Origin of the sequence: Dactylosporangium fulvum, assembly GCF_025137375.1 — a bacterium.
Classification (GTDB): domain Bacteria; phylum Actinomycetota; class Actinomycetes; order Mycobacteriales; family Micromonosporaceae; genus Dactylosporangium; species Dactylosporangium fulvum.
In genome coordinates this window covers 9,512,078-9,524,203 of sequence record NZ_CP073720.1, presented here as the reverse complement: position 1 = coordinate 9,524,203, position 12,126 = coordinate 9,512,078, and the positions used below count along the sequence as shown (strand labels likewise).

The window sequence follows — 12,126 nt, the reverse complement described above, 5'->3', positions numbered from 1 at the left end:
GGTCACTTCGGTATGCGCCGGGCGACGTACAGCACGTCGGTGGCCACCGCCGAGAGGTGGCTGGAGCGGGTCGCGAGGTCGTCGGCCCGCCGGGCCACCGGGCGCAGCCAGTCACGCCGGTAGGCACCCGGCGGGAAGACCGCGAAGCCGCGCCGGTCGACCACCTCGAAGCCGTGCCGTGCCAGCAACTGCTCGACCTCGGCGTGGTGCAGTTCGGCGAACCAGTTGTTGCCCCGGTTGCGCCGGTGCCGCAGGTGGCGCAGCGACGAGCGGTTGCCGTGGTTCTCCACGACGAGCAGCCCCGACTCGGCCTCGGGCAGGATCTGCGCGGCGAACGCGATCGCCCGGTCCCGCACGTCCCTCGGCGCGTTGAGCAGCAGCCGGAAGACCGTCACCAGCGCCGGGCCGTCCGTGGTGGCCGGCTCGGGCACCGGACCGTCCTCGGCGACCTGGTGCAGCTTGGCGTAGACGCCGGCCTCCCTGGCCTTCGCGAGCATCTGCGCCGACACGTCGTAGCCGTGTGCGGCCCGCACGACACCGTGCAGCAGCTTGATGGCCCGTCCGGTGCCGCACGCGAAGTCGTGCTGGATCGGCCGCCGCGCCGTGAACTCCCGCCGCACCAGCCGCCGCAGGAACGCGCGCTGGCGCATGCTCACGGCCGTCGAGTACGTCTCCGGCGCGTAGACGACCCGCTCGTACTTGTCGACCGCCGCGTCCGACTGGAAGACCTCCGCGTAGTCGGTTCTCATCGTCCCCCCTGCATCAGAACTGTTCTGAACCGCATCACCGCGTAGCCGTACGCCGCGATGCCCGCCCCGGTGGCGGCAATCTTGAAGACCAGGCCGTGCACCGGCAGCAGCACGAGCTGCGGTACGGCGAAACACCCCGCCGCCAGGGCACACGCCAGCAGCGTGGCCCGGCCGAACGGGTGCAGCCCCAGTCCCCGCACCACCTGCGCGAGCGGGACGAGGTTGTTGACGAGCACCGCCGCGCACAGCCCGACGGCCGCGCCGAAGGCGCCGCTGCGGGGGATCAGCAGCACGTCGACGCCGAGCATCACGACCAGGGCCAGCCCGACGTTGGCGAGGTTCCACCAGGTGCGCCCGGCCATGGCGAGGACCATGTCGACCATCCCGCAGGCCGTGGCCACGAGCATCGTGGCGGCGAGCAGGCGGGTGATCCGGACGCCGTCCTCGTAGTGCTCGCCGAAGAAACCCAGGTACAGCGGGGCGTAGGTGAACACGAGCAGGTACAGCGGCCAGGCGGCGAGCACGACCCAGGCGGTCGCCTGCCGGTAGAGCAGGTTGGCGCCGGCGGTGTCCCGGACGGCCAGCCGCTCGGCGAGGCGCGGCTGCACCGACTGCGAAACGCCCTGATTGACGAACTGGCCGAGGATCATGAACCGGCCGGCGACGGCGTACATCGCGGCCGGCGCGAGACCCGCGAGGGCGGCGACGAGCAGCACGTCGAGCCGCTGCAGGGCCATCTGTGCGAGGCTCGCGACCGCCCGCGGCGCGGTGAAGCCCCAGAACCGCCGCGGCGTGAAGTCCGTCGGCTCGCCGTGGTCCGGCACGGTCACCGTCGAGCGCACCCGGCCCAGCGCCAGGCCGGCAAGGAGCGCGACCGGGACGTACGGCAGCGCCCACAGCGCGGCGAAGACGTCCGGCCCCCAGCCGACGGCCCAGACGAGCGCCAGCAGCAGGAGCTGGGTCGCCGGGCGGAGGACCCGGTCCAGCAGGACCGTCGGGCGCATCACACGCAGGCCGCGGGTGGCGGCGAGCACCCCGTCGCTCAGCGCCGCCACCGGCAGGAAGACCGCCAGGGCCCGTACCAGATCGGCACGACCGGGCAGCAGATCCGCCGCGAACCACAGGCCCGCCGCGATGACCAGGCCCGCCGCGGCCACCGGGCCGAGTGCGACCCGCAGGCACTCGCCGAGCCGGGACAGGTCGCCCGTGGCGCGCATCCGGGCCGGCCAGTAGACCAGCGAGGTCTGCATGCCGAGCTTCGCGACCGTGACGCCGAGGCCGAAGGTGGCCGTGGCGGCGAAGAACGCGCCCGCCGTCTGCGGGTCGAGCGCCCGCGCGGCGAGCCAGGTGACGCCCACGCCGGCGAGCCCGGTGCAGACCGTGCCGGCCAGGTTGGCGACACCACCGCGGACCGCGCCCCGGAGCATGCCCTTCGGCGACTCCAGGGCGGGCCGCTCGAGTGTGGCGGTCACATCCATGACGGCCGGTGCCCGAGCCACGCCGCGAGGCGCTCGTCGTACGGCCGGTAGTGGTCGGCCAGCATCGAGGCGATCGAGTCGTCGAGCCGGTTGCGCGGGCGGGCGTTGTGCCGCTCGAACGGCGGGTAGAAGCCGGTGCCGGGCAGCCCGAGGAAGTCGACGACGGCGTCGTAGACGGGCTCCGGCCGGGTGAAGAACAGGCTGCTGTCCACGACGTGTACCCGGTCGCGGCCGAGCAGCTCGGCCATCGGCTCGAGGTACTCGATGTACTCGCCGCGGGCCCGGTACGCGTGGTGCTGGTGGGCGAAGCTGTAGGAGAACGGGTCGGCGAGCAGCCGCTCGCGCTCGCCGTCCAGGCGTGACTCCTCGAGCTGCAGCGCCCGCCCGAAGTCGACCTCGGTCTCGAAGCCGCGGGCCACCTCGTGCGCGTGCTGCGAGTAGGCGCGCTCGACGGGGTCGCGGACGAGCACGACAAGCTTGACGTCCGGCAGGTCGCGGGCGATCCGGGCCAGGGCGTGCGGGTGGTACATGTAGTACGGGCTCGACTCGAACGTCTGCGCGGGCACGCCGAACTCGGCGCGCACCCGTTCGGCGCGGCGCTGCAGCGGGAAATGGCCGCGGTACCAGCGCAGCCCGCGGTGGTAGCCGACGTCGAAGTAATGCACGCCCTTGTGCAGCACCGCCTTGATGACGGCGGGGTGCGCGGCGAGGGCCCGGTAGAGCGACGTGGTGCCACAGCGCTGACCGCCGCAGATGAGGAACGACGGGAGCATCCGCCGGCCGGCGGTGAGCCGGCCGTAGTTGCGGGATCCGAAGTGGACGATGCGTTTCATCGTCTCGGGTACCTGCACGGGCATGGTTACAGCGCCTCCACTCGCGCGACGAGGACGGGCAGCAGCCAGCTGCCGAGGACACCCAGCCGGGCGCCGGCCTCCGCCTGCCGGTCGGTGACGTATCGGGTGGCCAGGTCGATGAGGTACAGCAGCGCGGTCACCTCGACCGCCTGCCGGTGCACCACGCCGAACGGCAGCAGCAGCTCGGGCGCGGCGCCGATGAGGTCGTTGACCGCCTGCCCGGCCGACGGGGCTCGGGAGATGCCGACCTGCAACGCGTGGTGCAGCGCGTCGAAGCCGGTCGGGACGCCCGGCGTGAACCGTTCCCAGTCCCAGACCAGGATCGTGTCGGCGAGGCTCGCCATGTTCCACGGGGACCAGTCGCCGTGCCAGGAGCCGAACGTGAGGTCGGTGCCGCCCGCCGTCGCCGCGATCCGCTCCGCGGCGGCGCGCAGCACGGCTCCTTCGGGGTTGCCGGCGACCGCCTCCAGCCGCGCCCGCAGCCGGGTCCAGTAGCCGCTGCCGTCGAGCGTGCCGTGGCTGGTGCCGCAGCAGACGGCGACCTCGCGCATGGCGGCGGCCAGGCGGGGCGCGGTCAGCGGCACCCGGGGCTGCCAGACCGGCAGCGCCGACTGGACGAGCACCTCGTGCTCGCCCCAGCGCCCGGCGTGCAACACCTCCGGGACCCGCAGCGCGGTCAGCGGGGCGGTGCCGACCGCGGTGAGCGCGTGGCCCTCGGCCCGCACCAGCGTGCGGGTCAGCGCCGACGTGCCGAGCTTCGCGAACGCGAGCGTCCGGCCGTCGGCGGCGAGCAGCTGCAGGACCGGCTTGCGGTTCGCCCGGGCCGGCCCGATGTGGACGCTGAGGCGCAGCTGCTCGCCGAGGGCGTCGCGCAGGTACGTGTCGATGGTGTCGGCGGAGGGGCGCAGGCGCAGCCGGTCGCGCAGCAGCAGGCCCGACATGCCGGTCCGCAGCGCGGCCACGACCGCGTCACGCTTGAGCTTCGCCAGGCGGGACTGCGGCTCGGCGTACCGGCGCACCGCGGCCGCGGCGAGCCGCCGGTCGTCGGCGGGCACCAGCAGGCGCGGCTTGCGGGCGTTGGGAATGACGAGGTACTCCACCGAGCCGGCGCCGGAGCCGGGGTACAGCAGGCCGAGCACCTCCTGGATGTACTGGGCCCGGAGCTGTTCGTCGTCGACCTGCAGCGCGGCCGGAGCGGTCTTGAGTGGACTCATTGCGGGATACCCCTCTGCTGGTTGCGCCACAGGACGGCATACGCGAGGAACGTCATGGCCAGCGGGGTGACGAGCGCGTTGTACCAGAACATCGCCGCGAAGCTGGACACGATCGCGGCGGACGCGGCCAGCCCGGCCGGGGTCGCGTCGCGCCGGAACCGCCACAGCGCCACGACGAAAAAGCCGAGGTAGGTGGCGGTGCCGAGGATGCCGTGCGCGAAGAGCAGCTGCCACAGCTGGCCGTTGCCGCCGACGGTGAAGTTGCCGCAGCGGCCGCAGGTCGGGCTCTCGCCGACGGCGATCGAGTTGCGCCCGCCGATCGTCGTGCGGGTCGAGCCGAAGCCGATCAGCGGCGACTCGAGCATGCCGGTGACCGCCTTCTCGGTGGTGTACATGCGCACGCCGTTGGACTTGCCGTCCTCCAGCCGGGCGGTGACGACGTCACCGAGCGGGGTGGTGACGACGGCGACCGCCACCGCGGCGGCCGCGATCCCGATGGCGCCGAGTGCGGCGAGCCTGCCGCGCATCGCCAGACGGACCGCGACGTACACCGCCATCACGCCGAGGCCGATCCACAGGCCCCGGTTCAGCGAGTACACGATCGGTGCCATCGCGACGACCAGCGTGACGCCCGCGAACACCTTGGTGCGGCGGGACTTCGCGAAGCAGAAGCCGGCGACGAACAGCCAGCCGACGAGCAGGCAGGCGTTGTTGCCCCAGGTGTTCGTGTAGCCCCACGGCGCGCCCGGGCGGGGCGTTTCGCCGCCGAGCAGGTTCATGATCTGTGCGGCGGTCGGGTGCACGAGCGACTGCACGAAGCCGTCGGCGCGCACGTGGCCCGGGAGCAGCAGCTCGATCGGGGCGGTGAACTCGAAGCGCGGCGCCAGCATGCCGAGCAGCCCGCCGGCGACGGTGACGGTGAACAGCCAGGCGAGCAGTCGGACCAGCTTCTGCTGGGACAGTTCCCGGCGGTCGACGTTGCCGGCGTAGACCAGCAGGACGGTGAGCGCGACGTAACCGCCGAGGCGGAACCCGTACGACACCAGGCGGCTGGCCGCGGTGCCCGGCACGGTGCCGACCGGGTCGGCGCCCAGCGTGAACAGTCCGAAGAGGACGGTCGCCAGGAACAGCAGCCACAGCAGGAACGCGGGCGGCAGCTTGACGACCTGCCCGGAGGCGCGGTGCCGCACGAGTGCGAACAGCATCGGTACCGCGGCGATGAAGAAGATGAGGACACCGAGGCCGAGCGCCCACCACAGCGGGTAGAGCAGCAGGACGGCGGTGAGCGGCCAGGCGCGCAGCCGGCGGGCGACCCGGGTCCGGGGCCTCGCCGGCAGCGCGTCGGCGGCGGCTGAGGGGTGCGTGGTGAGGGTCATCGCCGCTTGTCGGCGCCGTTCTCGCTGGGCGTCTCGGTCGGGATGCGGGTGATCGAGAACGTGCGGTTCTGGCGCTTCGGCGGCACCGGGACGGTGGGCGACGGCGCGGGCGACGACGGCGTGGCCGGCGTGGCCCGGTGCCGCTTGGTGACGACCGGCTCCTCGTCCTTTTTCGCCGGGACCTTCTCCTTCGGCGGCAGCTTTTCCAGCACCGTCGTCATGTCGTCGGCGACCGTCGGCTCCTCGGGCGCCTGTTCCCGCTCGTCACCGGCACGCGGTGCGGACAGCCGCGGCAGCACGACCGCGCCGAGCAGCGGCGTGCCGACCCGGCGCAGCTGGTCGGCGGCGTCGACGATCTCGGTGTTGCGGGTGCGGCGCAGTTCCACCGCGACGATGGCGGCGTCGGCGAGGCTCGCCAGGCTCTGCGCGTCGGCGCTGGTCGCCGTCGACGGCGCCTCGACGACCACGTACGCGGCCCGCTCGCGCAGCGTGGCGAGCGTGTCCCGGAGGGCCTGCGACTGGAGCAGCCCGCCTGCGCTCGCGGTGCCGCCCGTGGTGACGACGCTCAGGTTCGGGTGCCGCGGGGCGCGCTGGGTGGCGCTGCTCAGCGAGAACCGTCCGGCGAGCACGTCGGACAGGCCGGGAACGGCGCGCACGCCGAGCATGCGGTTGATCGAGGCGGTGTCGACGAGGCTGTCGGGCAGGTGTGCGCAGACGAGGACCGTTTCGGCGCCGGTACGGGCGAACGCCGCGGCCAGGTTCGCCGCGACCACGGTCGACACGGCACCGCGGCTGGCGCCCGCGACGACGACCACCTGACCGGCGAGCGCGACCCGCGCGTCGCCCCCGGCCGGCGCCGGGATGCTGGCGAGCACCTCGTTGCGGAGCCGGTTGAAGATCCGTCCCCCGGCGCCGAACGGCGCGAAGACGTCGTCGAGGCGGGGCTTCACCCGGCCGGGAATCGCCGCGAGCACCGCCACGTCGACCCGGCGGGGCAGGTCCCCGGCGCGGCGGACCCGCTGGTCGAGGCGCTCGCGGAGCATCGCCGCGCCGACGCCGAGCAGCAGGCCGATCATCGCGCCGCTGGCGAGGTTGAGCAGCCGGTTGGGCTTGGCCGGGCTCGACGGCAGGTCGGCGTCGCGGGTGATCTTGCCCGCGCTGACCGTGGTGGTAAGCAGCTGGTTGAGCTGGCCGGCGAGCGTGTTGATCTGCGAGGTGGCCGTGCTGCGCTGGCTCTCCAGGTTGGGCCGGTTCGGGTCGTTCGGGCGCAGGGTCGCGAGCTTGTTGTTGATCTGCGTGAGACCGGCGTTGAGCTGGCTGATCTTGTCGTTGAGGATCGCGATGCGGGCGGCGACCTCGGCCTTCGCGGACTCCTCGCGGTTGCGCAGGTATGCCTCGGCGAACGCGTGCGACCCGGCCTGGGCGACGCCGGGGTCCCCGGCGGAGTACGTGATGACGAGGAACGTGGTGTTCGGCGGTACCTCCACCCGCACGTTCCCGACAAGGACGTCCGGCGGGAGCGTCGAGCGCATCAGGGCGGCGGCGTCGGTCGCGACGGTGGTGGAGGTGACCAGCTGGGCCTCGTTGTCGAGGTTGATGTCACCCTTGGTGCGACCGCTGGTCGAGTTCGCGTCCTGACCGTTGCCGATCGGCGAGACCAGCACCGACGTCGCCGACTCGTAGACCTTGGTCTGCATCGAGGTGAACTGCGCCGCCCCGGCGACGCCGGCGACCATCAGGATGAGCACCAGCCACCAATGGCGCCGGGCCATGCCGAGCAGGTCGACGCCTGGGCTGTCGGATTCGGCGGAGTGCGGGCGGTTGGCGTCCATGAAGCGGCGGCCCCTTCGGCGTCAGGTTCTCCAGGGGCTAACGCCGTGAGTCGCTGTGACGTGATGGGCTGTTTCGCCAGATTCGCCCGGTTCAGCGCGCAGGAGTCCGCCGGCCGGATCTCCCCGCCGACGCGGGGGTGGGGCCGGGGCCGGGGTGGGTCAGGGCAGCGGGCGGGGGTCCAGCCAGCCGTTGCTGCCCAGGTACCGCAGCACGGTCGTGACGGCCTCGCCGTGGGACAGGCCCGTCGTGTCGATCGTCAGCTCGGCGTCCAGCGGCACCTCGTACGGGTCGTCGATTCCGGTCATGCCCTTGATCAGGCCCGCACGTGCCTTGGCGTAGAGCCCTTTGCGGTCGCGCCGCTCGCACTCGGCCAACGGCGTCGACACATGGACCAACACGAAACCGGCGCCCGCGTTACGGGCGAACTCCCGGGCCGCCGCCCGCGAATCCCGATACGGCGCGATCGGGCAGCAGATCGCCACGCCGCCGTGGCGGCCCACCTCGGCGGCGACCCAGCCGATCCGCCGGATGTTGGTGTCCCGGTCCTCGGCGGAGAAGCCCAGGCCGGCGGACAGGTGACGACGCACGATGTCGCCGTCGAGCAGGGTGATCGTTCGCTCGCCGGACTCCTGCAGCGCGTCGGCGAGGCCGGTGGCCATGGTGGACTTGCCGGAGCCGGACAGGCCGGTGAAGAAGACCACCAGGCCGCGCTGGCGGCGGGGCGGCCGGGCCCGGGCCAGCTCGCGGGCGACCGCCGGTGGGGTGTGCCACTCGGGCAGGATCGTGCCGCGGTCGAGGTGGTCCTCGATCTCCGCCGCCGTCAGCGGGAGCCGGCGGTGCTTGGGCGGGATGTCGTCGAGTGACCGCCACTGCCCGTCGCGGCCGTCGTAGGCGAGCTCACGAGGTACCAACACTCGGAGACCGCCGCCGGAGAGCATCGACTCGCTGGAGGCCAGGAGGTGGGTGACCCCGTAGGCGGCGGCCACCCGGGTCCGCAGCATCGCGTCGCGGATGTCGTCGCCCTCGTGGTGCGGCAGCGGCAGGGCCACGATCGTGGACGACGGCATCCGGTCGCGGGCCGCCAGCACGCACCGGACCAGGGCCTCCGGCGCGAGTCCGTCGGGGCCCGGGCTGTCGACCGGCACGAGGACCAGCAGGTGCGCCGCGAGCGTCCGGGCCGCCCGGGCGATCTGGGCGAGTTGCGGGCGGTGCAGCGGGCGGTCGGCGATCACGCCGAGGATCCGGCCGGCCGGCAGCGTCTCGCGGACCTCGGCCGGAGTGCGCCGCATCCGCCGGAAAGCGCCGTGCCCACCGTCGCCGAGACGCCGGACCCGTCCGGCGATCCCGGCGGTGGTCTTGCGCGCCGGGTAGACCTCGGTCGCGTCCAGCGCCGCGATCGGCGCGCCCTCCAGGTCGGCGAGCACCAGGACCCGCCGCAGCGGGTTGGTGACGTCGAGTTGCTCGGCGAGGGAGCGCGGCACCTCCAGCGTCACGGGCACCGGCCAGGTCGTGCCGTCGGCGAGCCGGCCGGTGCGCCGCAGCGCGATGAGGTCCGCCGAGCCGAGGAAGCCCGTCAGCGGCGTATACGCGTCCGACAGCAGCAGTTCGAGGTCGGCGATCTCCGATGGTTTGGGCGTATAGGTCGGTGCGTCCCGTAGCACCTCGTCCGGCAACGCCCATCCATCGACAGCCCAACCGTTCACAGCCACGTCGGACAGTCTGCCAAAGCGGTCAACCGGTGTTCCGCATGCCTGCCGCGATTCCGTTGACCGTCGTGAGCAGTGCCCGCTCGAGCGCCGGGTCGGGGGAGGCCTTGCGGCCGCCGGGCCAGGAGCCGCTGTCGGCGACCTTGCTCGCACGGTACTGGTCGAGCAGCGTGACCTGCAGGTGATGGAGCGGCTGCAGGTAGCTGTCCCGGACGTTGAGCGTGCGCTGCAGGACGGGCTGGCGGTCCAGCAGCTCCGACTCGCCTGTGATCGCGAGCACCTCTTCGACCGTCCGCTCGTACTCCTCCCGGATGACGTCGAAGATCGGCCGCAGCTGCTGGGGGACGAGCGTTTCGACGTACCGCGACGCGATCTGCAGGTCGGTCTTGACCAGCATCATCTCGACGTTGGACAGGAACGTGCCGAAGAAGTGCCACTTCTCGTGCATCTCGCGCAGGACGTCGCCGAGGCCGGCCTCCCGTGCGGCCTTGAGCCCGCTGCCCACGCCGAACCAGCCGGGCACGATCTGCCGCGACTGGGTCCAGCCGAACACCCACGGGATCGCCCGCAGGCCGGACAGGCCCGCGTCGGCGTTCGGCCGCTTGGCCGGGCGTGAGCCGATGTTCAGCGCGCCGAGCAGCTCGGTGGGGGTGGCCGCCCAGAAGTACGCGGGCAGGTCCGGATTCTCGACCAGCGCCCGGTAGTTGACGAACGCGGCCGTCGACACGGTCTCCATCGCCGAGTCCCAGCGGGCGAGCGCCTCGGCGGGCTGACGGGGCTCGGTGTGCAGCAGCGCGGACTGGAGCACGGCCGCGAGGGTCAGCTCCAGGTTTTCCCGGGCCAGCGCCGGCAGCGTGTACTTGTCGGAGATGACCTCGCCCTGCTCGGTCACCTTGATCGCGCCGTCGAGCGTGCCCCACGGCTGGGCCAGGATGGCCTCGTGGGTCGGCCCGCCGCCGCGCCCGACGGTGCCGCCGCGGCCGTGGAAGAGCCGCAGCCGCACGCCGTGCCGGGCGGCGACGTCGCGGAGCTGCCGCTGGGCCTTGTGGATCATCCACTGGGAGGTGGTGATGCCGGCGTCCTTGTTGGAGTCGGAGTAGCCGAGCATGACCTCCTGCACGTCACCGCGGGCGCGCACGATCGCGCGGTACACCGGGATCGACAGCAGGTCGTCGAGCATCTCACCGGCCATCTCCAGCTCCCGCGCCTGCTCCAGCAGCGGTGCGAAACCGATCCGGGCGCGGGCCGACTCCATCGACGCGCCTCCGAAGCCGCCGCCGGCGCTCACCTCGACCAGGCCCCACTCGCGGGCCAGCACCACGGCGGCGAGGACGTCGTCGATGCCCTGCGTCATCGAGATGATGTACGTCTCGATGACCTCCGGCCCGAAGCGGTCCTGCACCTCGCGGATCGCGGAGAACACGTCGAACGTCTTGCGCGCGCTGTCGGTCAGCGAGGTGTCGCGCGTGGCCAGCGGCCGTCGGCCGGTGAGCTCGTTGATCAGCAGCTGACGGCGTGCGCCGCGGTCCAGCGACGGGTAGTCGACCTCGCCGACCCGCCGGTAGAGCTGGGCGAGCACCTCGTGGTGGGCGTCGGCGTGCTCGCGCACGTCGAGGGTGGCCAGCTGCAGGCCGAACGCGGACAGCGTGCGGATCGCCGACGCGAGCTTGCCGGTCGCGGGCAGCGCGCCGCCGTTGCGGGCCAGCGACGCGCGCATCAGTTCCAGGTCGGCGATCAGCTCGGCGGTGCCGAGGTAGTCGCGTCCCTGCTTGTGCGGGGTGCCGGTCGCCAGCCGGTCGCGGGTGTGCTGCAGCTTCAGCCGGACGCAGCGCAGCTTCAGCCGGTAGGACTCCTCGAGGTTGACCCGGCGGAAGCGGGCCGGCAGCTCCGGCAGGTTGTCGAGGTCGGCCGCGAGGCTCGCGGACAGGTCCAGCGACACCCCGCGCAGGCGCTTCGAGACCGACAGCTCGTCGATCAGTTCGTCGATCACGCCCTCGGCCATGCGGATGCCGTATTCGTGCTGGATGAGCAGCACGTCCCGGGTCACCGCCGGCGTCACGAACGGGTTGCCGTCCCGGTCGCCGCCGATCCACGACCCGAAGGTCAGCGGCCGTGCCGTCGGCGGCAGCTGTACGCCCAGATCCTTGAGCGTCTCGTAGAGGTCGTCGAGCACCTGGGGCGCGGCGCCCTCGGCCAGGTCGGCGAGGTAGTACACGGCGTTGCGGGCCTCGTCGGACGGCTCCGGCCGCTCCAGGCGCAGCTCGTCGGTCTGCCACAGCAGGTCGAGCAGCTCGGCGAGGCGCCGGTCGGTGCGCGCCGTGCGGGTCTTGTCGGGCTCCAGCGAGCCGTCGAGCGCGGTGGCGACCGCCTCGGCGTCGAGCTCGTCGCCGACGGCTCGCAGCTTGGTCAGGATCGAGCGGCGGGCGGCCTCGGTGGGGTGCGCGGTGAAGACGGGGCGCACGGCGAGCTTCGAGGCGATCGAGCCGATCTCGCGCGTCCCGACGCCGCGGTCGGCGATGAGCTTGGCGGCCCGCTCCAGCCAGCCGCCCTCGCGGACCCGGATGCGGCGCAGCTCGCGGGCACGGTGCACCTGCTCGGTGATGTTGGCCAGGTGGAAATACGTCGAGAAGGCGCGGGCGAGCTGGGTGCCGGTCACCACGTCGAGCCCGTGCAGCCGCTCCGCGGCCTCCTCGGGGTCGGTGCGGACCAGCGCACGGACCTCTTCGACCAGGTCGAGCAGCTGCTGGCCGTCCTGGCGGACAAGGCTCTGTCCGAGCAGTGAACCGAGCCGGCGGATGTCGGCGCGGAGCGCTGCGTCGGCGGCGCTCGACGCGGGTGCTTCTGCGGACATGGAAAACGTCCCCTCAATGTGACTTCGGCTCGGCTGGGGGACGGCGCTGTCCGATTTCACCGGCA

8 protein-coding genes are annotated in these 12,126 nt (G+C 72.9%); all 8 read right to left on the bottom strand.

Annotation, left to right across the window (positions count from 1 at the left end):
- Positions 1 to 2 precede the first annotated feature (2 nt).
- Positions 3 to 749: a methyltransferase domain-containing protein gene (locus Dfulv_RS43840; protein ID WP_259859722.1), complete on the bottom strand. Its 747-nt coding sequence runs from the start codon at positions 747 to 749 to the stop codon at positions 3 to 5.
- Complete coding sequence (locus Dfulv_RS43835; RefSeq protein ID WP_259859721.1) at positions 746 to 2,221, bottom strand: lipopolysaccharide biosynthesis protein; 1,476 nt, start codon at positions 2,219 to 2,221, stop codon at positions 746 to 748. Before Dfulv_RS43835 ends, Dfulv_RS43840 begins: the two co-directional genes overlap by 4 nt.
- Positions 2,218 to 3,084: a sulfotransferase domain-containing protein gene (locus Dfulv_RS43830; RefSeq protein WP_259859720.1), complete on the bottom strand. Its 867-nt coding sequence runs from the start codon at positions 3,082 to 3,084 to the stop codon at positions 2,218 to 2,220. The genes Dfulv_RS43835 and Dfulv_RS43830 overlap by 4 nt, the downstream gene beginning before the upstream one ends.
- A 2-nt stretch (positions 3,085 to 3,086) precedes the next feature.
- Positions 3,087 to 4,295, bottom strand: a complete 1,209-nt coding sequence (locus Dfulv_RS43825; protein ID WP_259859719.1) for a hypothetical protein — start codon at positions 4,293 to 4,295, stop codon at positions 3,087 to 3,089.
- Positions 4,292 to 5,671 (bottom strand): O-antigen ligase family protein, encoded by a 1,380-nt coding sequence (locus tag Dfulv_RS43820; protein WP_259859717.1) that lies wholly within the window; start codon positions 5,669 to 5,671, stop codon positions 4,292 to 4,294. The genes Dfulv_RS43825 and Dfulv_RS43820 overlap by 4 nt, the downstream gene beginning before the upstream one ends.
- Entirely contained in the window at positions 5,668 to 7,503 is a 1,836-nt protein-coding gene (locus Dfulv_RS43815) for a Wzz/FepE/Etk N-terminal domain-containing protein (protein ID WP_259859716.1), read from the bottom strand. Before Dfulv_RS43815 ends, Dfulv_RS43820 begins: the two co-directional genes overlap by 4 nt.
- Before the next feature lie 159 nt (positions 7,504 to 7,662).
- A complete protein-coding gene (cysC, locus tag Dfulv_RS43810) occupies positions 7,663 to 9,207 on the bottom strand; it encodes an adenylyl-sulfate kinase (protein WP_259869371.1) in 1,545 nt (514 codons plus the stop codon).
- 28 nt (positions 9,208 to 9,235) lie between these two features.
- Positions 9,236 to 12,061 (bottom strand): phosphoenolpyruvate carboxylase, encoded by a 2,826-nt coding sequence (gene ppc / locus Dfulv_RS43805; protein WP_259859715.1) that lies wholly within the window; start codon positions 12,059 to 12,061, stop codon positions 9,236 to 9,238.
- Between the last annotated feature and the right edge of the window lie 65 nt (positions 12,062 to 12,126).